Origin of the sequence: uncultured Clostridium sp., from assembly GCF_900547735.1 — a bacterium.
Classification (GTDB): Bacteria; Bacillota; Clostridia; order Lachnospirales; family Lachnospiraceae; genus Otoolea.
Genome location: NZ_URHZ01000040.1, coordinates 22,889 through 49,130 on the forward strand (window position 1 = coordinate 22,889; position 26,242 = coordinate 49,130).

The 26,242-nt window shown below is 50.6% G+C and carries 26 protein-coding genes; 18 read left to right on the forward strand and 8 right to left on the reverse strand.

Annotation, left to right across the window (positions count from 1 at the left end; translation table 11 throughout):
• Positions 1–5: 5 nt before the first annotated feature.
• On the reverse strand, positions 6–443 hold the full coding sequence (locus QZT18_RS13555; RefSeq protein ID WP_227029334.1) for a hypothetical protein: 438 nt from the start codon (positions 441–443) through the stop codon (positions 6–8).
• Between the two features lie 346 nt (positions 444–789).
• Here QZT18_RS13555 and QZT18_RS13560 point away from each other — a divergent pair, with 346 nt between their 5' ends.
• The 11 genes from QZT18_RS13560 (at position 790) to QZT18_RS13610 (ending at position 11,175) form a co-directional block, all read left to right on the forward strand.
• Positions 790–1,143: a hypothetical protein gene (locus tag QZT18_RS13560; protein WP_294148534.1), complete on the forward strand. Its 354-nt coding sequence runs from the start codon at positions 790–792 to the stop codon at positions 1,141–1,143.
• A 260-nt stretch (positions 1,144–1,403) separates the two neighbouring features.
• Complete coding sequence (locus QZT18_RS13565) at positions 1,404–2,105, forward strand: N-acetylmannosamine-6-phosphate 2-epimerase (protein ID WP_366925881.1); 702 nt, start codon at positions 1,404–1,406, stop codon at positions 2,103–2,105.
• 67 nt (positions 2,106–2,172) lie between these two features.
• Entirely contained in the window at positions 2,173–3,081 is a 909-nt protein-coding gene (locus tag QZT18_RS13570) for an ROK family protein (RefSeq protein ID WP_294148535.1), read from the forward strand.
• Positions 3,082–3,298: 217 nt separating this feature from the next.
• Complete coding sequence (locus QZT18_RS13575; RefSeq protein ID WP_294148536.1) at positions 3,299–4,237, forward strand: dihydrodipicolinate synthase family protein; 939 nt, start codon at positions 3,299–3,301, stop codon at positions 4,235–4,237.
• Between the two features lie 185 nt (positions 4,238–4,422).
• A complete protein-coding gene (locus tag QZT18_RS13580) occupies positions 4,423–5,352 on the forward strand; it encodes a carbohydrate ABC transporter permease (RefSeq protein WP_294148537.1) in 930 nt (309 codons plus the stop codon).
• Positions 5,353–5,356: 4 nt separating this feature from the next.
• Positions 5,357–6,187 carry a carbohydrate ABC transporter permease gene (locus QZT18_RS13585; protein ID WP_294148538.1) on the forward strand — a complete coding sequence of 277 codons (831 nt, stop codon included), beginning with the start codon at positions 5,357–5,359 and terminating at the stop codon, positions 6,185–6,187.
• 16 nt (positions 6,188–6,203) lie between these two features.
• Positions 6,204–7,589, forward strand: coding sequence for an ABC transporter substrate-binding protein (locus QZT18_RS13590; RefSeq protein ID WP_294148539.1), 1,386 nt, complete (start codon positions 6,204–6,206; stop codon positions 7,587–7,589).
• Between the two features lie 18 nt (positions 7,590–7,607).
• Positions 7,608–8,588, forward strand: a complete 981-nt coding sequence (locus tag QZT18_RS13595; RefSeq protein ID WP_294148540.1) for a D-isomer specific 2-hydroxyacid dehydrogenase family protein — start codon at positions 7,608–7,610, stop codon at positions 8,586–8,588.
• A 122-nt stretch (positions 8,589–8,710) separates the two neighbouring features.
• The gene (locus tag QZT18_RS13600; protein WP_294148541.1) at positions 8,711–9,931 is read left to right on the forward strand and encodes a lactate racemase domain-containing protein; all 1,221 of its coding nucleotides are present in this window, start codon (positions 8,711–8,713) and stop codon (positions 9,929–9,931) included.
• Positions 9,932–10,074: 143 nt separating this feature from the next.
• Entirely contained in the window at positions 10,075–10,647 is a 573-nt protein-coding gene (locus tag QZT18_RS13605; RefSeq protein ID WP_294148542.1) for a TetR/AcrR family transcriptional regulator, read from the forward strand.
• Between the two features lie 24 nt (positions 10,648–10,671).
• Entirely contained in the window at positions 10,672–11,175 is a 504-nt protein-coding gene (locus QZT18_RS13610; RefSeq protein ID WP_294148543.1) for a hypothetical protein, read from the forward strand.
• A 186-nt stretch (positions 11,176–11,361) separates the two neighbouring features.
• On the opposite strand, the gene ychF is transcribed toward QZT18_RS13610, so the two are convergent.
• The 7 genes from ychF to QZT18_RS13645 form a co-directional block, all read right to left on the reverse strand.
• Entirely contained in the window at positions 11,362–12,459 is a 1,098-nt protein-coding gene (gene ychF, locus QZT18_RS13615) for a redox-regulated ATPase YchF (RefSeq protein WP_294148544.1), read from the reverse strand.
• Between the two features lie 829 nt (positions 12,460–13,288).
• Positions 13,289–13,927, reverse strand: coding sequence for an ABC-2 transporter permease (locus QZT18_RS13620; RefSeq protein WP_294148545.1), 639 nt, complete (start codon positions 13,925–13,927; stop codon positions 13,289–13,291).
• The gene (locus QZT18_RS13625; RefSeq protein WP_294148546.1) at positions 13,924–14,790 is read right to left on the reverse strand and encodes an ABC transporter ATP-binding protein; all 867 of its coding nucleotides are present in this window, start codon (positions 14,788–14,790) and stop codon (positions 13,924–13,926) included. The genes QZT18_RS13620 and QZT18_RS13625 overlap by 4 nt, the downstream gene beginning before the upstream one ends.
• Position 14,791: 1 nt before the next feature.
• A complete protein-coding gene (locus QZT18_RS13630; RefSeq protein WP_125142718.1) occupies positions 14,792–15,169 on the reverse strand; it encodes a GntR family transcriptional regulator in 378 nt (125 codons plus the stop codon).
• Positions 15,170–15,271: 102 nt separating this feature from the next.
• Positions 15,272–16,552: a cation diffusion facilitator family transporter gene (locus QZT18_RS13635; RefSeq protein WP_294148547.1), complete on the reverse strand. Its 1,281-nt coding sequence runs from the start codon at positions 16,550–16,552 to the stop codon at positions 15,272–15,274.
• On the reverse strand, positions 16,539–16,913 hold the full coding sequence (locus QZT18_RS13640; RefSeq protein ID WP_294148548.1) for a metal-dependent transcriptional regulator: 375 nt from the start codon (positions 16,911–16,913) through the stop codon (positions 16,539–16,541). The genes QZT18_RS13635 and QZT18_RS13640 overlap by 14 nt, the downstream gene beginning before the upstream one ends.
• Positions 16,914–17,126: 213 nt before the next feature.
• Positions 17,127–17,786 (reverse strand): TetR/AcrR family transcriptional regulator, encoded by a 660-nt coding sequence (locus QZT18_RS13645; RefSeq protein ID WP_294148549.1) that lies wholly within the window; start codon positions 17,784–17,786, stop codon positions 17,127–17,129.
• A 492-nt stretch (positions 17,787–18,278) separates the two neighbouring features.
• Between QZT18_RS13645 and QZT18_RS13650 the strand changes: the two genes are divergently transcribed.
• The 7 genes from QZT18_RS13650 (at position 18,279) to QZT18_RS13680 (ending at position 26,094) form a co-directional block, all read left to right on the forward strand.
• Positions 18,279–19,595: a sodium-dependent transporter gene (locus tag QZT18_RS13650; RefSeq protein ID WP_294148550.1), complete on the forward strand. Its 1,317-nt coding sequence runs from the start codon at positions 18,279–18,281 to the stop codon at positions 19,593–19,595.
• 287 nt (positions 19,596–19,882) lie between these two features.
• On the forward strand, positions 19,883–20,038 hold the full coding sequence (locus QZT18_RS13655) for an aspartyl-phosphate phosphatase Spo0E family protein (protein ID WP_125142723.1): 156 nt from the start codon (positions 19,883–19,885) through the stop codon (positions 20,036–20,038).
• A 210-nt stretch (positions 20,039–20,248) separates the two neighbouring features.
• Positions 20,249–20,674, forward strand: coding sequence for a division/cell wall cluster transcriptional repressor MraZ (mraZ, locus tag QZT18_RS13660; protein ID WP_125142724.1), 426 nt, complete (start codon positions 20,249–20,251; stop codon positions 20,672–20,674).
• The gene (rsmH, locus tag QZT18_RS13665) at positions 20,671–21,615 is read left to right on the forward strand and encodes a 16S rRNA (cytosine(1402)-N(4))-methyltransferase RsmH (protein WP_294148551.1); all 945 of its coding nucleotides are present in this window, start codon (positions 20,671–20,673) and stop codon (positions 21,613–21,615) included. Before mraZ ends, rsmH begins: the two co-directional genes overlap by 4 nt.
• A gap of 5 nt (positions 21,616–21,620) precedes the next feature.
• Entirely contained in the window at positions 21,621–22,103 is a 483-nt protein-coding gene (locus tag QZT18_RS13670; RefSeq protein WP_227029351.1) for a cell division protein FtsL, read from the forward strand.
• Positions 22,104–22,128: 25 nt separating this feature from the next.
• A complete protein-coding gene (locus QZT18_RS13675) occupies positions 22,129–24,240 on the forward strand; it encodes a penicillin-binding transpeptidase domain-containing protein (RefSeq protein ID WP_366925882.1) in 2,112 nt (703 codons plus the stop codon).
• Positions 24,241–24,417: 177 nt separating this feature from the next.
• Positions 24,418–26,094 (forward strand): penicillin-binding transpeptidase domain-containing protein, encoded by a 1,677-nt coding sequence (locus tag QZT18_RS13680; protein ID WP_366925883.1) that lies wholly within the window; start codon positions 24,418–24,420, stop codon positions 26,092–26,094.
• The last annotated feature ends 148 nt before the right edge of the window (positions 26,095–26,242 follow it).

Genomic DNA, 26,242 nt, shown 5'->3' on the forward strand with positions numbered 1-26,242 from the left:
TTGCATCAATTTGATGAAGCTTTGTCCAGCGCGGTACGGATTGCATTGACCAGCGCCTGTGAGGTATACTGGCTGCCCTCGGGATAGGAGAGGTTTTCCAGCGACTGCGTCTGGCAGATCTGCTCGGAAAGCTGGGCGATTGACGGAGCCATCAGCGGGTACATGGTTGCGACCGAATCGCTGAGAGGGGAGAAGCTGATGGAATTGATATGATCCGCATCGACGGCTACTTCCACATTGACGTTCTGGCTGCCAAGGACAAGAGAGGCTGTGTATACGCCCGGTATGTACTGTACACTGTCGGATGCCGTCTGGGCAGCGTCCTTTTTCGGATGGAACATGATAAGGAATAACGTTACCAAAAGGATCCCGAGACCGATAAAGATGGCAGTGTAAATAATTTCCTTCATGCGCAGCACTACTATTTTTGTTTTAGAGCTCATAAAAAAGCCCTCCGGATTTGTTTATTACAATCTATTACCGAAAACATGTTTTTATGCAAAAAGCGGGAAGGTAGCTGAAACAGGACGGGAAAAAGAGGCGCCGTGGGCAGGGGGAGGGCGGAAGCTCCGCGGAGGAAAGTCCCGCCGGATCAGCGTGATCAGGTTTTGTTTTGGGGGTGGATATGGTATAATGACCATAAAGGGCATTATACCTGCGCATGCCGTTTTCTGCGTCTACCGCAGAAATACGGGGGCTAAGTTCCGTCGGAGACACCGTATTCACGGAGTGAATATGGTATAATGTTTACAGACGATTCGAAACGATAAGAGGAAAGGGCAGAAGAGTATGACAGAACAGCAGAAAAAGGGGCAGATTTACATAATTGGAGTCATTGCGGGCGGAGCCGTTGCGGAACTGTGCACCGTTGCAATTTCGGTTAATTTGATAAGGATTATGCTAAGCTGCATTGTCTGGTATTTCCTTTACCAGGGACACAGGTGGGCTAAATACCTGCTGACTGCGCTGAACGGCATAGCGGCCGTGTTCGGGGCCTTTACGGTGACGGGGTTTGTGCTGGGAGGCATGGTTTCGCTTTATGTGTGGGTATTATTTTTTATCACGACGATCTATATGGTCAGTGTGCTGATTCTTGTGGTGTCAAAGGATGCGAAGGCATTTCTTGACAGGAAGAGGAGTTGAAGAATTGAGCCGCGGCATGCGGATGGCATTTGAATGATGAGAGGGTTTGATTTTGAATATGGATGGTTGTATTTGAATAGCAGCCGTCAAAGTAATGCGGCAGTCCTTATGGGGCTGCCGCATTACTTTGGCGGTTTTTAATATCATTAAAAAACATTTTTATTTATTTTTAATAATTGAAAAAAATTTCTTGACGTGATATAGTTTAATTAAGTTGTTGCGAATAAGTTTTATAAATAAGGTGAATGAGAGGGATTTGTATGAAGCAGATGAATCAGGCAATTATGGATCGGATTAAGGGGGGCTTAATTGTATCCTGTCAGGCGTTGAAGGAAGAGCCTCTGCACAGCTCCTATATTATGTCCCGGATGGCTTATGCGGCTATGAAGGGAGGCGCGGTCGGGATCCGGGCCAATACGGTTGAGGATATTACGGAGATAAAAAAGACGGTGGACCTTCCGATTATCGGGATTATTAAAGAGGTGTACGGGGACTGCAATGTGTATATTACACCCACGATGAAGGAGATTGACGCTCTCGTGGCGTGCGGTGTGTCGATCATTGCGACGGATGCGACGGACTCCGCGAAAAGACCGCGCCCGGACGGAAGGACGCTGGATGAGTTTTTTGGCGAGGTGCGTATAAAATATCCGGATCAGTTGTTTATGGCAGACTGCTCCAGTTATGAGGAGGGGATGCATGCGGCCGAGCTGGGATTTGATTTTGTGGGGACCACGATGAACGGATATACGGATTATACCGCGGGTGTGGAACTTCCCAATATTGAGCTGATGGGAAGGCTGGCGAAAGAGTGCGGCAGGCCGGTGATTGCCGAAGGCGGAATCTGGATGCCGGATCAATTGAAGGCGGCGCTTAACCGGGGTGTCTGGGCGGTTGTGATTGGAAGCGCCATCACAAGGCCGCGGGAGATTACGCAGCGGTTTGTGTCGGCTATTAAGTAAGAAAGGATGTAACTGTTCCGGAGGCGGTGCAGGTATTGGATAGAGACAACAGGAAAAGGAGAGAGGGATGGAGAAAAAAATAGTGGCGCTGGATATCGGAGGCACCTCCATCAAGTCCGGCCTCTGGTGCGGAGGGGAACTGACAAAAGTGAGGGAGTGGGACACCAATGCCCGAAACGGCGGCGCCTATGTGATGGAGAGGGTAAAGGAAATCCTTCGCGGATACCGGGGATTCCAGGCGATCGGAATCAGCACCGCGGGACAGGTGGATTCTAAAAAGGGCAGTATCCTCTATGCCAATGAAAATATTCCGGGCTATACCGGAATGCCGGTACGGGAGATTCTGGAACACGAATTTGCGGTGCCGGCAGCGGTTGAAAATGACGTGAATGCGGCGGCCCTGGGGGAAGCCAGGTTCGGCGCGGGGATTGGACGAAGTGATTTTCTTTGTATTACTTACGGTACCGGGGTGGGAGGCGCTGTCGTGATAAACGGGGAAGTATATACGGGCAGCACGTTCTCGGCCGGAGAGTTCGGCGGAATTATTGTGCATCCGGAGGATCGTGTGGCGGGCCTTCCCTTCAGCGGCTGTTATGAAAAATACGCCTCCACCGCGGCGCTGGTGCGAATGGCGGAAAAGTGTGACGGTAAACTGGACAGCGGAAGGAAGATATTTGAGCGTCTTTCGGAGCCGGAAGTCTGCGCCCTGGTCGATGTCTGGATCGATGAGATAGTCTATGGCCTTATCACGCTTACCCATATTTTCAACCCCTCCTGTATCATTTTGGGCGGCGGCGTGATGGCCCAGCCGCATGTGCTCGGCAGAATCCGGGAGAAAACGCAGTGCCAGATTATGGACAGCTTCCGCGGTGTGGAACTGCTTCCGGCCGGTCTTGGAAACAGGGCGGGGATGCTTGGCGCGGCCTGGCTGGCCTCCGGGCTTTTAGAAGAAAAAAACGTCAACCCAATAATTTAAAAATAAAAAAATATTTTTTTATACAAGATTGACGAAAAATATTTTTTGTAGTATTATGAATTTATTATTAATGCACACAGGAATTCTGCCGGAAAGAAATAATCAGGTTACTATTCACAGAACCGCGCTTTACAGCGGGGCTGTGAATAGTAACATAATCAGGGCATTTTTCCTGAAACAGGGGAACAAAAAGTAAAACAGATAAAGGAGAGGAAATATGAGAAATCTGGATAAGTACAGAGGAATCTTTCCGGCATTTTATGCCTGCTATGATGAAGCGGGAGAGATTAGTCCCGAGCGGGTGAGGGCGCTGACGGAGTTTTTTATCAAAAAGGGCGTAAAGGGAGTCTATGTCAACGGTTCTTCCGGTGAATGCATCTACCAGAGCGTGGAGGACCGGAAAACCGTTCTGGAAAATGTAATGGCGGCGGCCCGGGGAAAACTGACCGTCATTGCCCACGTGGCCTGCAACAACACGAAGGACAGCGTGGCCCTGGCAAAACATGCCCAGGAGCAGGGAGTGGACGCCATTGCGGCGATACCGCCGATTTACTTCCGCCTGCCGGAGTATGCCATTGCAAAGTACTGGAACGACATGAGTGAGGCCGCTCCCGACACCGACTTTATTATTTATAATATCCCGCAGCTCGCGGGCGTGGCGCTGACTCCGTCCCTGTTTGCGGAGATGAGAAAGAACCCGAGGGTCATCGGAGTGAAGAATTCTTCCATGCCGATACAGGATATTCAAATACTGAAGGCGGCGGCCGGGGACGATTACATTATCTTCAACGGTCCCGACGAACAGTTTATCGGAGGCCGTTCCATCGGGGCCGACGGCGGGATCGGCGGAACCTATGGCGCGATGCCGGAGCTTTTCCTAAAGCTCAACGAGCTTTTTGAGGCCCGCGAGATGGCGGAGGCCTGCCGTCTCCAGTATGTAATTGACGATATCATTGCAAAGCTGTGCAGCGCCCACGGCAATATGTACGGCGTGATAAAAGAGGTGCTCCGCATCAATGAGAAGCTGGATATCGGAGGAGTCAGGCTGCCGCTGGCGCCGCTTGCCGAAGCCGACTATGCCGTTGCCGGCGAGGCGGCAAGGATGATTGTGGAAGCAAAGAAGGAATTCTGCGTTACTATTCACAGCCCTGCATAAAACGCAGTTCTGTGAACGGCAACACGCTCCGCGATGCACAGAAACGGTAAAAAACACCGTTTCGCGCTGTACAACTCGGGATTTTCACGCAAAATGCGCGTGAAAACACCTCGCGGAATAATGGCTGTGAATAGTAAAATTCTGCTGACAGAGGTTTAATAAAAGGGGAAGGGGGAAGGGATGCCATGAATGAGGCCAAAGTAAAAGGGGCGGGAAAGATGTCGAAGGAAGCGCGCTTTGCCTGGCTGATCAACATTCCGCTGATTGTGTATCTGCTGTGCGTCCTGCTTGTGCCGATTATCTGGGGGATCTACATCAGTTTTACCAACAAAACCATAGGCGGCCCCGCCAAATTTATCGGGTTCCGCAACTATGTGCGTCTGCTGACGGATAAAGAATACCTGCATTCCATTGTTAATACGCTGAAATTTACTTTTTTCGCGATTGCACTGAAGGCGGTGATTGGAACCGCGATGGCTCTGTCCCTCAATATGGAATTTAAGGGACGCAACATTGTCCGGGCGCTCCTGATGATTCCGTGGACGCTGCCCAACATCGTGGCCGTCTATAACTGGAAATGGATTTTCAGCACCAACGGAGGCGTGGCAAATTATCTGATGCGCACGTTCGGCCTGATTGATAAGGATCTCATCTGGTTCGGCTCGGCCGGGCTGGCCATGACGGCCATTATCATCAGCAACGTATGGAGGGGAACCCCGTTTTTCGGGATGTCGATTCTGGCGAAGCTGCAGACCATATCTGGCGACTATTACGAGGCGGCGCAAATAGACGGGGCCAATGTGTGGCAGCGTTTTATCTACATAACACTTCCCGAGATTAAGGAAGTGCTGCTGTTATCGACGCTGATGTCCACGATCTGGACCCTCAATGAATTTGAGAGCGTCTGGCTGATGACGGGAGGCGGACCAAACGGAAGCACCCAGGTCATGAATGTATACAGCTACAAGACAGCCATGATGCAGATGATGCTGGGACGCGGTGTGGCGGTGGCCGTTATTGCAATGCCGTTCCTGTTCTTAATTATTAACTATATCGCGAAGATGATGCTGCCGGATGAGAATGCCGGGAAGCGGAAGAGACGGGGAAAGGGGTGAGACGATGAAAAGTAACAAAATGCTGAGAGTGGTTAATTATCTGTTTGTGGCCTTGATGTTGATCGTTTCACTGTTTCCCATCTACTGGATGCTCAACACGTCTCTTAAATCACAGGGGGAAATATATGCAAAGATTCCAACCATGTATCCTCACAAGTTCAGCCTGGAGGCGTACCGCTACCTGCTGACGGAGACCTCATTTGTAAGCGGTTTGAAGAACAGCCTGATTATTGCGGTGTTTGTGTCTGCGTTTTCCATCCTGGTGGCATATCCGGCCGCCTATGCGATTGCGCGGATCAAATTTAAGGGACGCAGGATGTACTCGAAAACGGTCCTGTTTACCTATCTGCTTCCGACCTGCGTGCTGTACATCCCTCTTTATATGTTTGTATCGACGCTGAAACTGAGCAACAGTATTTACGGGCTGATGCTGATTTATCCCACCTTTACCCTGCCCTATGTGGCATGGATTCTGATACCGCACATTGCCTCGGTTCCGGTGGAGTTAGAGGAGGCGGCCAGGGTGGACGGCTGTTCCAGGATTGGAACGATGTACCGGATTGTGTTCCCACTGGCGCTGCCGGGCATTATCTCCACCACAATCTTTGCCTTTGCCATGTGCTGGGGCGAATACCTGTATGCACTTGTCAATGTGAGCAGCAAGGAGGTGCAGACCTTCCCGCTGATTCTGTCGGCCATTATTTATGGGGATATGCCGGCGTGGAACCAGTTGATGGCGGGGGCGATAGTCGCATGTATCCCGATTCTCTGCATCTATATCTTATCAAACAGCGCGCTTGTCGGAGGAAAGACGGCGGGCGGTGTGAAACAATAAAAGGAGGAAAAATATTATGAAGAAAAACAGACGTTTCTGGAAACGGGCCGCCGGCATTACCTTGTGTGCGGCAATGGGGATTTCCCTGACCGCATGCTCCGGCAAGGCAGGGAATACGACGGGCGCAGCCGCCCCGGCGGGAGAGAGCGCAAAAGCGGAGGCAGGCAAGGAGGCCGAGGCAAAGGAACTGACGATCTGGGTGGAGAAGCTGTTCAGTGATGAAGTGAACAAGGCAACCGAGGAGAGGGTGCAGCAGTTTGCGGCGGAGAGCGGAATTAAGGTGAACTGTGAGGTTATAAACTCGACGGATTTTATTCCAAAGCTGAATGCGGCCATTGAGGGCGGAAACGCACCGGATGTGACTTATACCGATACCACCAGAACGATGAACTATTATCCGAATATTCCCTACACCGACGTGTCGGAGCTGGTGAATGAGCTGAATGAGGAGCGTGGTTATTTTGACTCCGCCTATGCCAGCACCCAGATCGACGGGGTCCATTATTACGTGCCGTACAGCAGCTCCGCGGTCATCATGTATGTGCGCAAGGATGTCCTGGCGGAAAAGGGAATTACCGAGATGCCGAAGACCTGGGACGAGGTAGTGGAGGCAGCAAAAAAGGTAACGGATCCGGACAACAATTTCTACGGGCTGGCCATGGGCTGCGGCGACACCGACGACGATGATGAGAATGCATGGCGTCAGTGGCAGTGGAACGAAGGCGCCTATATGTTTGACAAAGAGGGAAATATCACGATCAAGGACGGCAATAAATGGGCGGACAGGCTGGATATGATCGGTCAGCTCTACAAAGACGGCGTGATTCCGGCGGACAGCACGACCTGGGATGCGGGCGGCAACAATTCGGCCTATATCCAGGGCAAGGCGGCTATCTGCATCAACGGACCGTCCCTCTATGTGGCTCTTCGTGACAACGAAGAAAATAAAGAAATTTTTGAAAACACTGCCTTTGTATCGGCTCCGGTCGGCTCGGAGAACGGAATCTACATGAGCTTCCCGAGAGGCTACGGCATCACAAAGACTTCCAAATACCCGGATGAGGCGGCTGAGCTGATTAAATATCTGCTGGATCCCGAATGGTACGGCCAGTGCTTCGAGACGACGGCACCATTCCTGGCCCCTGTATTTGAAGATACGGCAAAAGCGGATGTATGGCAGGATGAAGTGAATGCCCTGATTGTCGATTATGCGCGCAATGCCGGAGGATATTACGGCTATCCGGTTAACACGCTGGAGGGACGCGCGGTGGCATCCAAACACTACTTCAGCTATCCGGCCTGCAAGATGGTGAACCAGGTAATGACGGGTTCGGCCACCGGACAGGAAGCGGTCGATACGGCAGTCCGGGCAATTGAGGACATCCAGGACGTAATGCAGTAGGCAGGGAAAGGTGACGGTATGAAACAGACAATCTGGATTAACGTGGATCCGGTAAAGGTGGATTTGTCCTATCTGGAAAAGCAGTTTTCGGGAAAATATAATTTTGTGGCAAAGGCCATTCCGGGAAACCGGCCGGATCTCGTGAGGGAACAGGCGCTTAAGTCGGACGTGGTGATCAGCACACTGGAAAAATGGGATGAGGCGCTTCTGGCAGAGGCCGAGGGAAAGGTGAAATTTATCCAGAAATATGGGATGGGACTCGACAATATCGACCTTGCGGCGGCAGCCGCACATCACATTCCGGTGGCCAATATTATCGGAGCAAATTCTGCCTCGGTGGCGGAGGTGGCGCTCTTACATATCCTGAACGCAGGCCGGAAATTTACCCCCTGTGTCGGCGGCGTAAAGGCCCGCATCTGGCCCTCCACCATTACGGGGACCGAGCTGGACGGCAAAACCGTGGGCCTTCTGGGATTCGGCAATATTGCGCGGAACCTGGCCCGTATGCTGTCGGGGTTCCGGGTGCAGATCCTGACCTATGATCCCTATATAAAAGGGGAACAGCTTCCTGCGGGGGTGCGGTCTGCCGGTTCCAGGGAAGAATTATTTGAGCAAAGCGACATTGTGAGCCTGCATATCCCAAGCACGCCGGAGACGGCGGGCAGCATCAACCGGGAATGCTTTGACCGGATGAAGATGGGCGCATACCTGATCAACACCTGCCGCGGCAGCGTGATGAATGAGGCGGATCTGGTAGAAGCGCTGAAGAGCGGCCGGATTGGGGCAGCGGGTCTCGATGTGCTGTGCGATGAGCCGCCGATGGATGACAATCCGCTCCTGGACATGGAAAATGTATTTATCACTTCCCACATGGGCGCGGAGACGGCGGAGGGGGGACTGCGGTCCCAGACCATCATGGCGGAGACGATCGAAGCGTTTCTGGAGAAGGGGGAACTGTCACAGTATGTGAGAAATAAAGAGCTGCTGGACAATTTTTAAGCACGCTTCTGGAAAATCAGGGAAATCGCATCGGCCGGAGGGCTGCCGTGAAATGAGAGACTTCATTTTGCGGCGGCCTTTTGGCTGTTTCAGGGGACCGCTCTTCGCGGTGGAGGAATTATATGGATGTCACATTGTATCAGGATGCCGCTGAAAATGGGAAAGTCAGGATAAGTCTGCCCGAAAAATGGGATACGGAGTATTACGGGATGCCGGGGGATACGATGCCCGCCCTGACGCCGGAGCAGATCAGAAGCCGGATCAACCGACCGTCCGGGGGGATGAAGACAATCCGTGAGCTGGCCCGGGGACGGGAGACCGCCGTTATTGTATTCGACGATGCCAGCCGTGGGACAAAGCTGAAGGAGATTGCGGAGTTTGTGGTGGAGGAGCTTCTGGCGGCGGGAATCCGGGAAGATAATATCGAATTCCTCTGCGCCCTCGGAAACCATGGGGCCATGACGAGAGGTCAGTTTGTAAAAAAACTGGGGGAAAATATAGTCGGCCGGTTCTGCGTATTCAACCACAATCCGTACGAAAATAACGTACTGCTCGGCTATACGCCGGAGGGCGTTCCGGTGGAAATCAACCGGGAGTTTGCGGAGAGCGGCGTAAGGATTGGAATAGGGGCCATTACCCCGCACCCGCTCAATGGGTTTGGAGGCGGGGGAAAGCTTCTGTTTCCGGGAATTGCCTCCATCGCCACAACCACGGGAAACCATACGAAAAGCAAGTATGGGCAGATGGGACAGCAGAGTTCCCCCGTTATGAGGATGGAGATCGAGGATATGACCCGGATGGCGGGAGAGTTTTTTAAAATAGATGTAATCTATAATGCAAGGCTGGACATCATCGGACTGTTCGCGGGAGAGCCGGTTGCGGAATATTACGAGGGGATTCAGGCGGCGGCTGTGACTTATCGGAGCCGGATTCCGGAGAAAAAGGACGTGATCGTGGCAAATGCCAATGCGAAGGTCAACGAGGCGGATCTGGCTATTTTGAATGCGGCCGCGTACCTGAAAGAAACGGGGGGAGATATCGTGCTCGTCAATTATTGTCCGGACGGGCAGGTGGTACACTATTTTTCAGGTCCCTTCGGCAGAAAGGCCTGCGGAAGACAATGGGGCCCGATGGGGGACGAGGCGGCCCATGTGCGCCGCATTATCTGCCTGAGCCCCTATCCCGATAAATATTCGACTCTGCGCTTCGGCGATGTGGATGGAAAGAAACGCGTGGTGTGGGTGAAAACGTGGGAGGAGGCAATGGAGCTTCTGAGGAAAGACCACGGAGAAGGCACGGAAGCCGGGATTTTTTCCGATGGGACGATACAGTATTTTGCATAGGCGCAAATGATATTGGACCGCTTGCGTGCATCATATACAGCACCGGAAATCCCGGATTACACACGACGATAGAGACATACCTTCTTTACAAAACTAATATAATTAGTTATAATACTATTATCAATAGTTTTTGGAGGCATATAATGGCTAGAGCGGGTCTTGACAAAAGCGTCGTGATTGAAAAAGCAGCCCAGTTAGCAAACAGCATGGGATTTGAAGCAGTGACATTAAAACGACTGGCGGACAGCTTACATGTAAAGCCTCCGTCCCTTTACAATCACATTAAGGGGCTTGACGATCTGCAAAATGAACTGATGCTCTATGGCTGGCGGCACATGGAAGAACGGATGCTGGAGGCTGCGGCGGGGGTCAGCGGATATGCCGCGTGGGAAGCGATATGCAGGGCATTCTATCGGTACGCGACGGAAAACCCCGGCGTGTTCAGCGCCATGCTTTGGTATAACAAATACCAGAGCGACGAAGCGGGGAGCGCTACGGATGGGCTGTTTTTAATCTGCTCGAAAATTACGGCCTCATTAAACATTTCAGAAGAAAACTGTAATCATCTGATCCGCACTTTCCGGGCATTTTTGGAGGGCTTTTCCTTATTGGTAAACAACCACGCGTTTGGTCACGTTTTGCCGGTGGAGGATAGCTTCAACCTATCATTGAAGGTATTGATTGCAGGTATGAAGGAGCTGGAGGAGCAGATTTAAATTTAAACGTCAGGAGAATGAGAAATGAATCAGGTATATAGTGAAATCAGTTTGAAGATGGTGGAAAAATTCAGGCTTGCCAGATATGTCGTAATCAGCCCGAATCCTGAAACGGATGCAATGGAATATATGGAGCGTTGGGCAAAAAACAGCGGGCTGCTTGATACTCCCGGATATACCCCAAAAAGGATTGGTTGGGATTTCCCCTTTGTCTCTGAAGAACAGAAGGAAAGATTTGGACTGCATGGATATGTGGCGGCGTATATCATTCCAGAGGATTTTGTTCCTTCCTGCGGGGGAGCAGAACTGGCTGTCCAAGACACGGATCACTACGCGGTAATCACCATTACAGACCCCTTCTCGGCACCCTGGGAGAAGATCCCCGGAGCTTATGGAAAAATTTTTGAATATGCAGACGCGCGCCATATGGCAGCCCAAAGTTATGAGAACCGCATCTGTATGGAGGAGACCTATGTAAGAGAGGGTGTCACTTATATGGACGTTTATGTTCCGGTTGATATACAATAGCATCCTTGTTTGATGGGATAACCCGTTTTATCTGTTCAACTTCAGCTATATTGTTTTAACCGTTTGTATTGATTTATTAAAAAAGAGTGAGTATACATCAGTTTGTATGACTCACCCTTTTTATTATCTTAATTTATTGATATTGATTTTGCAGCAGCCTCTTTGCAGTACAGATTTATACCGGTTTTATACGTTAAAACGGAAGAGAACCACATCACCGTCTTTTACCACATACTCCTTGCCTTCCATCCGGACCAGTCCTTTTTCCTTGGCGGCCGTGTAGGTGCCGCAGTCCAGAAGATCCTGATAGTTGACAACCTCTGCCTTGATAAAGCCGCGTTCAAAATCGGAATGGATTTTACCGGCTGCCTGAGGCGCTTTGGTGCCGACCTTGATGGTCCAGGCGCGTGTTTCCTGAGGTCCTGCCGTCAGGTAACTGATCAGGCCGAGAAGGCGGTAGCTGGCGGCAATCAGTTTCTCCAGGCCGGATTCCGTAAGGCCCAGATCCTCTAAGAACATCTTCTTTTCTTCCTCGTCCAGTTCCGCGATTTCCTGCTCAATCTGTGCGCAGATGACAAAGGCCTCGCTGCCTGTTTCGGAAGAGAATTTGCGTACGGCGGCTACATATTCATTATTCGCCCCGTCGTCGGACAGATCGTCTTCACAGACATTTGCCGCAAAGATCACCGGTTTCCAGGTAAGCAGGTTTAAAGAATTAATAAATTCAAGCTCGTCCTCATCCTCGGTTTCAAAACTTCTTGCCAGTTTGCCGTCTTCCAGATGAGCATAGAGCACTTTTAACGTTTCTAATTCCTTTGCAAGGGCTTTATTGCCCATCAGGCTCTTATTTGTCTTGGAAATTCTTCTTTCCAGGATTTCCATATCGGAGAAAATCAGTTCCAGGTTGATTGTTTCGATGTCGCGGAGCGGGTCGACGCTGCCGTCCACATGGATGACATTGGGATCCTCAAAGCAGCGCACTACGTGCACGATGGCATCCACCTCACGGATATTGGAGAGGAACTGGTTGCCGAGGCCCTCGCCCTTGGATGCGCCCTTTACAAGGCCTGCAATATCTACAAATTCGATTACGGCCGGGGTAATCTTTTCAGAATTATAGAGAGCGGAAAGCTTTCCGAGGCGGAAGTCGGGAACCGGTACGACGCCCACGTTGGGGTCGATGGTACAGAACGGATAATTGGCGGATTCTGCGCCGGCTTTTGTCAGGGAATTGAAGAGAGTACTTTTACCTACGTTCGGCAGGCCTACAATACCTAATTTCATAATAAACATCCTTTCTATTATTGAGAAACAGCAAGCTGTTTTCAAAGTTCATTTACCGCTGTTTACGCCTGGGCGTACCAGAATAGGATACCATAAAATGGGGGGAAAAGGAAGAGGGAATTTAATTGAGAAAATGCGGGAAGGGAGGGGATGGCGGGCGGGGAGTGAGAGGGTGTGGGGTCTTCAGTCCTGGGGAGGGAGTTGCGAGGGGGAATGCGGGCAGAAACTATTCCTACGGGGACTTGCTCTCGCTTTTGGAATGCGCAGCGGGTGCTAAACTCGTGTAAGACCTCGTTAAGCACCGGCGGATTCCCAGGTCCCCTGCGGAATGTTTTCTCCCGAATTCCCCGGGAACTGCGTCGAACGGACTGAAGACCGTGTAGGCTGCGGCCCGCCCGCCATCCGGCATCGCTTGGGACGGATTTTCTCAAGTGCGGAGGGGGAGGGAGTGTGTGGCGGGTCTTCAGTCCTGGGAGAGAGTGTTGTGAGGGGGAATGCGGGCAGAAACTATTCCTACGGGGACTCGCTCTCGCTTTTGGAATGCGCAGCGGGTGCTAAACTCGTGTAAGACCTCGTTAAGCACCGGCGGATTCCCAGGTCCCCTGCGGAATGTTTTCTCCCGAATTCCCCGGGAACTGCGTCGAACGGACTGAAGACCGTGTAGGCTGCGGCCCGCCCGCCATCCGGCATCGCTTGGGACGGATTTTCTCAAGTGCGGAGGGGGAGGGAGTGTGTGGCGGGTCTTCAGTCCTGGGAGAGAGTGTTGTGAGGGGGAATGCGGGCAGAAACTATTCCTACGGGGACTCGCTCTCGCTTTTGGAATGTGCAGTTAAAATTCTTTTTTCAGGTATAGTGACAGCGTTATTTTGTATGATAGGGCAAATGAGGCTGTGTACAGTAAAATGAAAACGGTCATCCTGGTGGGGAAGGATGGGAGATAATGGTTGAGGATGTTCAGGGTTACGATTGACAACAGGATGGCGGTTATGATGCTTATGATAAGGATGGTTTCGCTTTTTTCTATGCCGAACAGGTAGGATAGCGGGTAGAAGAGCGCTCCGGTCAGGAGGGAGATTCCGATTCCGAGGGTGAACATGGAGGGGAGGGTGCCTGTTCCCGGGAGCCAGGTGGTGGTTTTGTGGATTACGGATGCCAGTATGGTGACGGTCAGAGCCAGGAGGGTTCCGAACAGGAGCCAGAACAGGTAGGATAAATATTTGCTCCGGACGATGTCTTTTCGGTGTACGGGCATTGTGATTTCGTATTTGTCCCATTTGGAGACGGCGTCTTTGCGGAAACTTACCACGGCGTTTACGGACAATGCCGTGATGGTGATGTAGACAAATAATTCCTGGGCCGTGGGACTGCCTGTTATGATTAGGGAAAGCGCGGCGGCCAATGCGATGAACAGGAACAGTTTGATGTTTCCGACTGCGGAATAAAATTCGTTTAATAATAAGCCCTTCATATTCGTTCCCCCTTTATGAGCAGAAGCATAATATCGTCGATTGAAACGGTGTCCAGCGTGAGATTTTTGTATTTCCGTTCTATTTCTTTTCGGTTTTTGACCAGGACGTCGGTTTGGTAGTCGCGCTTCCGGTAGGCGATAATATCGGATTTTTCTATCTGTGAAAACTGTGAGGTTTTGCAGCGGGCGACGGCGTAGTCGTAAATTAATTCGTCTTTTTGGGCGGTCAGGATGATTTCACCGTTGTGGATAAATACGATATAGTCGGCGATTTTTTCGAGATCGCTTGTGATGTGGGAGGAGAGCAGGATGGAGTGCTCTTCGTCCTGTACAAAATCTAAAAATACATCCAGGATTTCATCCCTGACGATCGGATCCAGGCCGCTGGTGGCCTCGTCTAATATGAGCAGCTTGGGCCGGTGGGACAGGGCGGCTGCAATCGATAGTTTCATTAACATTCCCCTGGAGAAGGCGCTGATCTTCTTATCGGCCGGGATTTGGAACTGGTTCAGGTAATCTGTGAAAAGATTCTGATCCCATTTTGTGTAAATGCCCTGCATGATACTGGACAATTTCCGGGCGTCGAGCTGATCGGGGAAACTGCCTGCGTCAAATACGGCGCCTAATTCTTCACGGAGTGCGCTGTCGCCGTCCGTCATTTCGGAACCCAGGATTTTAATAGTTCCGCTGTCTTTAAAAAGGACGTTCAGGATACAGCTTATAGCCGTGGTTTTGCCGGCTCCGTTTTCTCCGATAAAGCCCACGATGGAACCGTAAGGAACGTTGAAGGATACGTTTTTGAGGGCAAATCCTGATTTTGCATATTGTTTGGATAGGTTTTTTACTTCCAGTATGTGAGCCATATTATTGTTCCTCCGCATAGAAAAGGGTTAGAAGTTCCGTTAATTTCTCAAGGGATATTCCGTTTGTCCGGCCGATTTCCGCGGCCTCCTGCAGGTGCATTTCCGCAAGGCGCTGCTGTTCTTCCTGTATAAAATCCCTGTTCTGCGCCGATATGAAACTGCCCCGTCCAACGGTCGTCTCGATGAATCCGTCCCGTTGTAAATCTTCGTACGCCTTCTGAACGGTGATGACGCTGATATGAAGTGATTTTGCCAGTGAGCGCATCGACGGAATCGGGTCGCCGGTCTGCAGTTCGCCGCTCATAACCAATGCCTTGATCTGTGAGGTTATCTGCTCATAAATCGGCTTGCTTGTATTACTGCTGATAATGATATCCACATGGAACCTCCCTGCTATATAATGTACTTATACAATAAGTACATTATATAGCAGGGAGGTGTTATTGTCAACGATAACAGCTAAAACGCTGAAAACCATAATTCATTTTTTCTTCTTGCCGATCGGAGCAATCACCAATTTTGGAATAATCTGATACCGGTCATTCCCCTTACAAATGGAATCCCGGAGCGCCTGCCTTACAGCGGCCTCTTTCTTTTGCAGCCGTCTGGAGCAGGCGGCCGTTAGAAATACATTGATGTGGGAACCGGCGTTTACCAGCCTCAGTTCCCTGATGAGAGCCGTTTCCTCGAATTTTTTAATCACCCGTTCCGCGCTGCTGCGTATAGGAGCTATGACGGCTTCATCGGTGATGAGCTGCTCGGTCTGGATTGTGGCGTCACAGTCCAGGGAGGAGAAAAGCTCATATGTAATTTCCTGGGCGATCTGCTCCATTTGCGGCCTCTGTTCCATTTGCATCCACTGTTCTATTTGCGGTATCTGGCTCATTTGAACCGCCTGCTCCGCTTGGGCCGTCTGCTCCGTGAGCGCCGGGTCTGCTCCGCCGATATGCATGGAAACGGCATAGCGGCCCATTCCGTAGTCATGGATTAGGAGATTACTGATTTTACCTACTTCAGGATGGCGCATGACGCAGGATATGATTTTTTCCTCCAGACTTTTGTCCGGTGCTTCCCCCATCAGCCTCTGCACCACCCCGCACATGGCTTTCAGGCCGGAAAACATGATGAAAAAGGAAACAAGGGTTCCGCACCATCCATCAATATGCAGGCCGGTAAGACGTTCCACAATCAGGGATGCAATGATGGCCGAGGTGGATACCATGTCGCTGATACAGTCGGCGGCAGCGGCTTTCATGGAGGAGGAGCCAATTCTGTCTCCGATTGTCCTGTTGTAGGAATACATGTAAAATTTAATAAGGACGGAGCACAGAAGAACGAAAAAAACGGAGAAATTAAAGTGGACCGGGGTGGGGGAGTGAATCGCGGCAATCGAATTCCTCGCCAGAGCGGCGCCGACCATAAATACCGCGGCGGAGGATAAAAAGCCCATGAGCCATTCGTATCGTCCATGGCCGAAGGGGTGATTTTTACCCGCTCCGATGCCGGCAAGGCAAAAGCCGAGAAACGAAGCGACGGAAGAAGCGGCGTCCGAAAGATTGTTAAATCCGTCTGCAGTGATGGCTGCGGAGCCGCTTAACAGGCCGGAAAGCAGTTTAATTATAAAAAGGAGAAGATTGAAAAAAATCCCGGCGCTGCTGCATATTTTTGCATATGCCTTTTGTACGGCGGGAGAGGAGATGTTTTCACTGTCTGCAATCCAGCGCTTGATAAGAAATGAGATCACCGGTTCATTCACCTCCATTCCGGTTCATCATTTTGATCAGGGCTTCAAATGTTTCGTCACTGATGAAATGTTCCATGGCGCCGGCATCGAGTTTCGCAATCTCCGGCATAATTCCCAGATACTGTGTCAGAAATTGCCGGAGTGCCAGAAAACGCCCATAAACGCGGTCTGCCGCCCGCCCGCCTTCCAGGGTCAGACAAATATTGCCTCTTTCCACCGTGACATAACCCTGCTCTGAAAGGTTTTTAATCATGCGGCTGACGCTGGCCTTTGTAAAATCCAGCCGGGCGGCAATATCCACCGCTCTGACCTCATCCTGGCTCTGATGGAGCAGCAGGATCGCTTTTAAATAATTTTCACCGGAGTATCCGAGCTGCAAAGAGATCACCTTCCTTTGTGTAGTGAGTAAATTTCCTCATTCAATAATACTACACACCCTTTTTGGTGTCAATAAATAAATTTACTCATTGTATGAGGGGAAAATATACCGGAGCTGGTCCGCGCGGCGCAGCCGCCGTCGGCTCACAGTTCCGGTGCTCAATTAAAGCATTGATAGAATTAAAAAACAGCCCATATACAGGGGTGATGCCGGTTAACGGAATGAATCCGCCGGGATGCCCAAAACGCGTGCAAACATTTCATGGGTGAAATCGAGATAAGAAGTCATATATTCTCCTGTATTTTGAGAGGGCATAAGCCGGTGAAATGTATGGACCAGTCCGAAAATCAGAAAATGGGTGGCGGCGGACGCATCCGCACAGTGAAAAACATCTTCCTTTACACCCTGTCCGATAACCGGGAGAAGCACGAGAGCCCATTGTTCCGCGACGTGATCGAGGTAAATTGCCCGGATATCCTCCCCCTCGCTATAGCGCGCTTCAAATTCCTCGTGTTTCTTCGTAAACTCAAAGATGCGGTTTATCACAATCTTCAGTTTTTCGATTACAGGAATGTCCTGGGAGAGAGGAATCTTCACCTGTTCCACCATCTTCATGGCATAGAATTCGGATGCAGCGGCAAAAATGTCGGTTTTAGATTTAAAATAGCGGTAGCAGAGTCCGGGGGAAACATTCATCCTGTCCGTAATATCCTGGACATTTAAATCATGATATCCCTTCTCCGCCAGAAGTTCCAAAGCCGTCTCGATAATTTCCTGTTTCCGTTCCCCGGGATCCTTGGAAATGCGGGGACTCCGCGGACTGTTGCGCGCCCTCCGGACCCCTCTGTCCCCCGGATCATCTGAATATCTCATAAACCTACCTCCATAGCAATTTCGATGAGTGAATAAACTCATTATCATCTAAATTCTCCTTCATGTCAAGCGGCCCAAAGCAAAACATACCCCGCCGTTCTTACCGTTTTCCGGAGTATTTCTTCCTTAATAAAAGGAGGTCTGTTACTGGAGACGGTGTTTGGGACTTCCGCTATGCTCCACTCACGAAAAACACCTCGCGGAATGCTGCCTGTGAACAGTAACGGAGGTTCAACTAAAATCGCGTAAGTAAAATAAGTTGCTTTTATATGCAGGATATATTATGATAGAAATGATTTTGCCGTTTAAAGCGGCATAGTAAGCCGGTTTGTCCCGGTCCTGCATGGATACCGCAGATATTCAGACGAACAGGAGACGGATAGGCGGATGCGCTTACACGGTGAAAATTACAGACACAGTCATTTCACCGTAACCAATGATGAAAGGCCCGTTCCACGGACTTTCCACCATAACAACGAGGAGGTTTATTTCATGAGTCACAAAAATGGTAATTTCAGCAGTTCGCTGGGTTTTGTCCTGGCCTGCGTAGGGTCCGCGGTGGGCCTGGGTAATATATGGATGTTTCCATACCGTCTGGGCCAGTTCGGAGGAGCAGCCTTTCTGGTTCCCTATATCTTTTTCATCTGCCTGTTCGGCCTGACCGGCCTGTCGGCGGAGTTTGCCATCGGGAGAAGGGCAAAGACAGGGACGCTTGGTTCTTATGAATATTGCTGGGCTCACAGGGGGCAGGGGAAAGTGGGGCGTCTGCTCGGCTGGATTCCGCTCCTTGGTTCTCTGGGAATTGCTATCGGATATTCAATTATTATCGGCTGGGTGCTCCGTTCCCTGGGCGGTTCGCTGTCCGGCGCCATTCTTTCGGAGGAGTCGGCCGCATATTTTGCACAGGCTACGGGCAGCTTCGGGAGTCTGCCGTGGCATCTGGCGGTAGTACTGATTACGGTTGTGATCCTGATCACGGGCTCCGTTACGCAGATAGAGCGTGCGAACCGCGTAATGATGCCTATTTTCTTTGTCCTCTTTACCGTCCTGGCGGTCAGGGTGTTTTTCCTGCCCGGCGCATCCGCCGGCTACCGCTTTCTCTTTGTACCGAAGTGGGAGCGTCTGAGGGATGTCAATACCTGGGTTATGGCCATGGGACAGGCGTTCTTCTCCCTGTCCATCACGGGTTCGGGAATGATCGTATACGGTTCCTACCTTAATAAGAACGCCGATATCGTGGGCGCGTCATTGCGCACGGCGATGTTTGACACGGTGGCGGCTCTTCTTGCGGCTCTGGCCATCATGCCGGCCGTATTTGCATTCGGTATCGAACCGGGCGCCGGTCCGTCCCTGATGTTTATCACGATTCCGAAGATTTTCGCACAGATGCCGATGGGGCAGATCTTTGCCGTGATTTTCTTCCTTTCCGTGGTATTTGCAGGAATCACTTCTTTAATTAATATGTTTGAAGCGGTAATTGAAAGTATCCAACACCGGTTTGAGGTCCCGAGAAAACTCGCGGTGCTCCTGTGCGGCGTGATATGTTTTGGTGTCGGCGTATTTCTGGAAGCGGAGCCTTCCGTCGGAAGCTGGATGGATTTCATCACCATTATGGTGGTTCCGTTTGGAGCGGTGCTCGGCGCGGTTTCCATTTATTACATTCTCGGATACAAAGAAATCAGGAAAGAAATGGAGCAGGGAAGAGGGAAAAAACTGCCGTCCCTGTTTGGCAAAATTGCCTGCGGACTCTATGTCCCGCTTACGATTATCGTATTTATCCTGGGTATCATTTACAAGGGAATTGGTTGATAAAAAGGGGCTTCACGTCAATTTTTGTCGAATATTATCGGCCGAATTAGTTTGATTTTTAGGGGATCAGGACTTAAAATGAAGATATATCGAGGAAGTATTTACAAACATCCTTGTCTGTAAGTGCGCCCGCGATTGCTGGCATCGGATATCTGGAGTTTAGGACTGTATTCCCGGATTGAGGGTCTGGAATACCGGTTTGTGCAAATATTTTTTTACAACAATGACAACAATATCCTTCGACAGCGCCACAACTGAAGACAGCATTAACAAAAGGAGAGTAGGATATGGCAAATGCGAGAGAAGAATTGATCAGTAAAATCGAAAACGCAAGGGAACGGTTGAATAGAAGCATTGACACGGAGGATGAATATAAAGTGATTTATCAGTGCAGTGTAGAGCTTGATCAGTTATTAAATCAATATGTTGTAGCCGGTTACTAAGTGAATTACATATGTAGAAGTACATGAAAAAGGGTGGTAAGATTCCCAGATCTTACCACCCTTTTTCTGTATTTTTTTATAAATATTTCTTGCTATTTCCTTACATATGTACTAGAATTAGAATACAAAGTGGTAGAAAGTGGTGGAAAGTGGTGCCAAATGGTACCAGGTGGAAACGAAGTGGAGCACAATGGATGACAGGTGATTGCGATGTTCATGGGTGAATACAATCATACAATCGATGCGAAGGGGAGACTGATTGTCCCCTCCAAATTCAGGGAACAGCTTGGAGACGAATTTGTCGTGACAAAGGGTTTAGACGGCTGTCTCTTTGTGTATGATAATTCTGAGTGGAAAAACTTCGAAGAAAAGCTCCAGTCACTGCCGCTTACTAATACGAATGCCAGAAAGTTCTCACGTTTTTTCCTGGCCGGAGCTTCCGCCTGTGAGGTGGACAAGCAGGGAAGAATCCTTCTACCCGCCGTACTCAGGGAATTTGCGAACCTGGAAAAAGAAGTGGTTCTGGTGGGAGTGGGAAGCCGGATTGAGATCTGGAACAAAGCAACCTGGACCGAAAAGAACGTCTATGACGACATGGACGAAATTGCAGAGAACATGGAAGGCCTTGGAATATGATATTTGGACACAAATCAGTACTTTTAGATGAGACAATCGAAAGCCTTAACATAAAGCCGGACGGCATTTATGTGGACGGAACCCTGGGCGGAGGCGGACATGCATACGAAGTGTGCAGAAGACTCGGAGAGGGCGGAAGGCTTATCGGAATCGACCAGGATGCCGACGCCATAGCGGCAGCATCCGAACGTCTGAAAGAATTCGGAGATAAAGTAACAATTGTTAGAAGCAACTATGAGAATATCGAAACGGTTTTAAGAGAACTGGGCATAAAAGAAGTGGATGGGATTTACCTGGATTTAGGAGTTTCCTCCTATCAGCTTGACACGGCGGACCGGGGATTCACCTACAGGGAGGACAATGCCCCCCTCGATATGAGAATGGACCAGAGAAATACGGAGACCGCGAAAGATATTGTAAATAACTACACTGAATCAGAACTGTTCCATATCATCAGAGATTATGGGGAAGACAGATTTGCAAAAAATATTGCAAAACACATTGTCAGAGCACGACAGGAAAAAGAGATTGAAACGACGGGAGAGCTGATCGAGATTATAAAAGCCGCAATCCCGGCCAAGGTGAGAGCCACGGGAGGCCATCCGGCCAAGCGGACCTTTCAGGCAATCCGGATAGAACTCAACAAAGAACTGGAGGTTCTGGAGAATTCGATTGATACCATGACGGATCTTCTGGCCCCGGGGGGAAGGCTTTCCATTATCACCTTCCATTCCCTTGAGGACAGGATTGTGAAGAACCGTTTCCGGACGAATGAAAATCCGTGTACCTGCCCGCCCGACTTCCCTGTGTGTATGTGCGGAAAGAAGAGCAGGGGCCGCGTGGTGACACGTAAGCCCATCCTACCGTCAGAGGAAGAACTCTCAGAAAACAAGCGTTCCAAGAGCGCAAAACTGAGGGTGTTTGAGAAAAATAGGAGGTAAAACCTATGGCTGCCAGAAGAAGACATCCTGAATATGCCGGTACTTATGTAGACGGCAATACCGTGAGAAAAGTAAATAGAACTACGACGCAGACAAAGCCGGAGCGCAGGGTACAGGACGACTACAGACGCAGCCACGTTGTTAGGAGAAACAGGGAGAAAGCCCTCTATATGGACGGGCCTTATGTCTTCGCTTTGACCGTAGCAGCGGTAATTACGCTGTTTTTGTGCATGAATTATCTGCGCATTCAGGCTTCAATCACGACGAGAATCAACAATATAGAAGCGCTGGAGCTTAAGCTTGAACATTTGAAATCCGAAAATGATGCCCTTCAGACAAGAATTGACACTTACGTTGACTTGGATCATGTATATAAAGTCGCTACAGAAGAACTTGGCATGGTATATGCCAATAAGAACCAGATTCTTTTGTATAATAAAACGGAAAGTGAGTATGTAAGGCAGTATGAGGACATCCCAAAACACTAACAACAAACAGACCTTTCGGAAATATATGCAGGAAAAGCTGGCGATTACCGTAATGGTAATTACGCTGGCTTTGTTTGCATTGGTCTTGGTGCTATATAATATTGTGAAAAGTAAAGGGGAAGACTATAACCAGATCGTTCTGAGCCACCAGGATTACGAGAGCCGGACGATCCCCTTTAAGCGCGGAAATATTGTGGACAGAAACGGAACGTATCTGGCCATCAGTGAGAAAGTATATAACCTGATCCTGGATCCCAAGCAAATCCTGGAAAATGATGAGAGCTATGAATATCTGGAAGCGACGCTGGACGCCTTGAACGAGTGCTTTGGCTATGACCGGGAAGAACTGCGCAAACTGATAAACGACAGGAAAGACAGCTATTACGTCATCTATGAAAAGCAGATGTCGGCGGAGCAGAAGGAGCAGTTTGAAAACCTGAAACAGGCCAGGAACGACGAGTACAGGAAGCTGGCCGCCGATGAGGGCGGTAAAAAACGAATCACCGGAGTATGGTTCGAGGATGAATATAAGAGAGTTTACCCATACAAAGATCTGGCCTGCAATGTCATCGGCTTTGCGATGAAGGACGGCAATGCCTCCGGCGGAGTGGAGCAGTTTTATAACGATGTCCTCACCGGCGTCAACGGCAGGGAATACGGTTATTTAAACGACGACTCCAACCTGGAGAGGGTGGTAAAACCGGCCAGAAACGGAGAGACTCTGGAGCTGACCATCGACACCAACATCCAGAAGATCTGCCAGAAATATATCGACGAATGGCAGGCCGGAATTGGAAGTAAGGTGGCGGCCGTCATTGTCATGGATCCCAACAATGCGGAGATCCTCGCGATGGACACCAACATCCGTTACGATTTAAACGATCCTTACAATATGGACCGTTACTATACGCAGGAAGAACAGGCCGCCATGGATGAGAAGACAAAGGCGGATAACTGGTATAAGATGTGGAGGAACTTCTGCGTCAGCGATACCTTTGAGCCTGGTTCCCCGCAGAAAGCGTTTACCGTGGCGGGAGCCATCGAGGAGGGCGCCATCAGCGGCTATGAGACATTTGAGTGCGGCGGTATGCTCCAGCTCGACAAGTGGAAAATCCGCTGCGTTGCCAGAAGCGGCCACGGCCCTCTGACCGTTACGCAGGGACTCATGAAGTCATGTAACGTTGTCATGATGAATATCGTGCGTCTGGAAGGCAAAGAGAAATTCAGCAAATACCAGAGTATTTTCGGCTTTGGTTCCAAAACGGGAATTGACCTTCCGGGAGAAGCCGATACGGCGGGTCTTGTATACAGGGCGGATAAGATGGGTCCCGTCGATCTTGCGACAAACGCCTTCGGACAGAACTACAACTGTACGATGATTCAGATGGCGGCCGCATACAGCTCCCTGATTAACGGCGGTTCCTACTATGAACCGCATGTGGTCAGAAGAGTCTTGAACGACCAGGGCGCCGTAGTGCAGAAGAGCAGCCCGAAGCTGGTCCGCGAGACCGTATCCGAGAGCACGTCGAGATTTATCAACGACGCGCTTTACCAGACCGTTTCCGGTGTGGGCGGTACGGCGGGAGCCGCTGCGGTTGCCGGATACCAGGTGGCCGGTAAGACGGGTACGGCCCAGAAACAGCCGCGTGAAGAGAAAAATTACCTTGTATCCTTTATCGGTTATGCTCCTGCCTATGATCCCCAGGTTCTTGTTTACGTCGTGCTTGACACGCCGAACCTGCCGGGAGAGGAACAGGCGCATTCCAAGTTTGCCAGTGAAATTTCAAGTAAAATAATGGCGGAAATACTTCCCTATATGAACGTATTCCCGGATACCGATACGGGAATTCCGGAGGATGAGGGTCTGGCAGGAAGAGAAGAGGGGATCACAAGCGGAGAAACCTCAGAAACCCAGGGAGAGACCGGTGAAAGCGGAGAGAGTACGGCTCCGGCGGAAACATGGCCGTCCTTTGATGACGAATTTATTGATTCCGGAGAGGAAGACTATAATTATCCGGACAGAATGCCGGGAGGAACGGGCGCACCGCCTGAAAGCTCCGGCGGCGATATGACGGAACCGCCGGGCAGCACCGAGGCGCCGCCCGAGAGCAGCCAGGCTCCCAGCCCGCCGGCTTAAGGCCCTTAAAAAGGGCCGGCTACAGGCAGGGAAAAACAGCCTGGACCAATGTTAAAGAATAAAATTCTGATTTTTTAATATACTGTACCAACGAAAGCATAAAGGTACCGCATGAACAGAAATCAGACACATCACAGAGGAAGAATAGCGTTCGTATGCATCATGTTATGCCTGTGCATGGCAGGACTGACCGGAAGGCTGTTCTTCCTTATGATCTATAAAGCGGACTATTACAGCCAGATGGCGGAGGATCTGCATCAGAGGGAGAGGACGATCAAGGCTGCCAGAGGACGGATTCTGGACCGGAACGGAGTGGTGATCGCCGACAACAGGACGGTATGTACGATATCGGTGGTGCACAACCAGATCAAAGATCCGGAAAATGTCATACGGGTGCTTTCCGACGAACTTGAAGTGCCGGAAGACACGGTCAGAAAAAAAGTGGAGAAATACTCGGCGCGTGAGATTATAAAGACCAATGTGGATAAAGCGGAGGGAGACAAGATCCGCGCCCAGGGACTTGCCGGGGTAAAGGTAGACGAGGATTATAAGCGGTATTATCCTTATGACAGCCTGGCCTCCAGGGTACTGGGATTTACCGGCGGAGACAACCAGGGAATCATCGGGCTGGAAGTCCAGTATGAGAAATACTTAAAGGGTCAGGACGGAAAAATCCTGACGCTTTCCAATGCGGCGGGAGTGGAGATTGAGAATGCGGCGGAGGACCGGATCGAGCCGGTGGCGGGCAACGACCTTGTCGTCACTCTCGACGTCAATATCCAGAAGTTCGCCGAGCAGGCAGCCTATCAGGTCATGGAGAAAAAGCAGGCGAACAGCGTGTCGGTGGTTGTCATGAACCCGAAAAACGGTGAAATTCTCGCCATGGTAAACGTACCCGAATTCAACCTGAATGAGCCGTTTACCCTGATCCCGGGAATCGCGGCCGACGGTAACGGAAAAAGTTCCCAGGATCTGCTGAACCAGATGTGGAGAAACAAGTGCATCAATGATACGTATGAACCCGGCTCCACGTTCAAGATTGTGACCGCTGCGGCGGGACTTGAAGCCGGAGCTGTAAGGCTGACCGATCAGTTCTCCTGCCCGGGTTTCCGCGTGGTGGAGGACCGAAAAATCAGGTGCCATAAAGTGGGAGGCCATGGAGGCGAGACATTCCTGCAGGGAATGATGAACTCCTGCAATCCCGTCCTCATCGACGTAGGGCAGAGACTGGGCGTGGATAATTATTATAAATACTTCTCTCAGTTCGGCCTGCTCGGAAAGACGGGAATCGACCTGCCCGGCGAGGCGGCCACAATCATGCATAAGAAAGAGAACATGGGCCTTGTGGAACTGGCCACCGTCTCTTTCGGCCAGTCGTTCCAGATCACGCCGCTCCAGCTTATCACGACGGCATCGTCCATCATCAACGGAGGAAACAGGGTAACGCCCCATCTGGCCGTAAAATCGGTCAGCCCCCAGACCGGCTCGGTGCACAATTTTGATTTCCCCTTAGGTGACAGAATCCTGTCCGAGGAGACCAGCGGCACAATGCGCTACATCCTGGAACAGGTCGTGTCCGAGGGCAGCGGTAAAAACGCCAAAATCGAGGGATACCGGATCGGAGGAAAGACGGCGACCTCCGAGAAACTTCCAAGAAGTCTGAAAAAATACATTTCCTCCTTCGTAGGTTTTGCCCCGGCCGACGATCCTCAGGTAATCGCCCTGATCACGATCGACGAGCCGGAGGGAGTATACTACGGAGGCACGATAGCGGCCCCGGTTGTGGGGAGCATATTCGAGAACATCCTTCCGTATCTGGGGATTCCAAAGACGGAGGCGGAGTCAGAGGAATGAGAACGCCGCCGGGACGGCCGGGGGTCGGGATGGTGAGAGGGAGGTTATGAGTCTTCAGTCCCGGTTTAAGGGTTGTCGCGGGTGGGGAATCCGGGAGAAAAAATTCCTACGGGGACTCGCTCCCGCTTGTGGAGCGCACAGCGGATGC

What these genes read in the sequence shown, in the direction of transcription:
- QZT18_RS13555 (WP_227029334.1), bottom strand. Translation starts at nt 443, where the DNA reads ATGAGCTCTAAAACAAAAATAGTAGTGCTGCGCATGAAGGAAATTATT.
- QZT18_RS13560 (WP_294148534.1), top strand. Translation starts at nt 790, where the DNA reads ATGACAGAACAGCAGAAAAAGGGGCAGATTTACATAATTGGAGTCATT.
- QZT18_RS13565 (WP_366925881.1), top strand. Translation starts at nt 1,404, where the DNA reads ATGAAGCAGATGAATCAGGCAATTATGGATCGGATTAAGGGGGGCTTA.
- QZT18_RS13570 (WP_294148535.1), top strand. Translation starts at nt 2,173, where the DNA reads ATGGAGAAAAAAATAGTGGCGCTGGATATCGGAGGCACCTCCATCAAG.
- QZT18_RS13575 (WP_294148536.1), top strand. Translation starts at nt 3,299, where the DNA reads ATGAGAAATCTGGATAAGTACAGAGGAATCTTTCCGGCATTTTATGCC.
- QZT18_RS13580 (WP_294148537.1), top strand. Translation starts at nt 4,423, where the DNA reads ATGAATGAGGCCAAAGTAAAAGGGGCGGGAAAGATGTCGAAGGAAGCG.
- QZT18_RS13585 (WP_294148538.1), top strand. Translation starts at nt 5,357, where the DNA reads ATGAAAAGTAACAAAATGCTGAGAGTGGTTAATTATCTGTTTGTGGCC.
- QZT18_RS13590 (WP_294148539.1), top strand. Translation starts at nt 6,204, where the DNA reads ATGAAGAAAAACAGACGTTTCTGGAAACGGGCCGCCGGCATTACCTTG.
- QZT18_RS13595 (WP_294148540.1), top strand. Translation starts at nt 7,608, where the DNA reads ATGAAACAGACAATCTGGATTAACGTGGATCCGGTAAAGGTGGATTTG.
- QZT18_RS13600 (WP_294148541.1), top strand. Translation starts at nt 8,711, where the DNA reads ATGGATGTCACATTGTATCAGGATGCCGCTGAAAATGGGAAAGTCAGG.
- QZT18_RS13605 (WP_294148542.1), top strand. Translation starts at nt 10,075, where the DNA reads ATGGCTAGAGCGGGTCTTGACAAAAGCGTCGTGATTGAAAAAGCAGCC.
- QZT18_RS13610 (WP_294148543.1), top strand. Translation starts at nt 10,672, where the DNA reads ATGAATCAGGTATATAGTGAAATCAGTTTGAAGATGGTGGAAAAATTC.
- ychF (WP_294148544.1), bottom strand. Translation starts at nt 12,459, where the DNA reads ATGAAATTAGGTATTGTAGGCCTGCCGAACGTAGGTAAAAGTACTCTC.
- QZT18_RS13620 (WP_294148545.1), bottom strand. Translation starts at nt 13,927, where the DNA reads ATGAAGGGCTTATTATTAAACGAATTTTATTCCGCAGTCGGAAACATC.
- QZT18_RS13625 (WP_294148546.1), bottom strand. Translation starts at nt 14,790, where the DNA reads ATGGCTCACATACTGGAAGTAAAAAACCTATCCAAACAATATGCAAAA.
- QZT18_RS13635 (WP_294148547.1), bottom strand. Translation starts at nt 16,552, where the DNA reads ATGGAGGTGAATGAACCGGTGATCTCATTTCTTATCAAGCGCTGGATT.
- QZT18_RS13645 (WP_294148549.1), bottom strand. Translation starts at nt 17,786, where the DNA reads ATGAGATATTCAGATGATCCGGGGGACAGAGGGGTCCGGAGGGCGCGC.
- QZT18_RS13650 (WP_294148550.1), top strand. Translation starts at nt 18,279, where the DNA reads ATGAGTCACAAAAATGGTAATTTCAGCAGTTCGCTGGGTTTTGTCCTG.
- QZT18_RS13655 (WP_125142723.1), top strand. Translation starts at nt 19,883, where the DNA reads ATGGCAAATGCGAGAGAAGAATTGATCAGTAAAATCGAAAACGCAAGG.
- mraZ (WP_125142724.1), top strand. Translation starts at nt 20,249, where the DNA reads ATGTTCATGGGTGAATACAATCATACAATCGATGCGAAGGGGAGACTG.
- rsmH (WP_294148551.1), top strand. Translation starts at nt 20,671, where the DNA reads ATGATATTTGGACACAAATCAGTACTTTTAGATGAGACAATCGAAAGC.
- QZT18_RS13670 (WP_227029351.1), top strand. Translation starts at nt 21,621, where the DNA reads ATGGCTGCCAGAAGAAGACATCCTGAATATGCCGGTACTTATGTAGAC.
- QZT18_RS13675 (WP_366925882.1), top strand. Translation starts at nt 22,129, where the DNA reads ATGCAGGAAAAGCTGGCGATTACCGTAATGGTAATTACGCTGGCTTTG.
- QZT18_RS13680 (WP_366925883.1), top strand. Translation starts at nt 24,418, where the DNA reads ATGGCAGGACTGACCGGAAGGCTGTTCTTCCTTATGATCTATAAAGCG.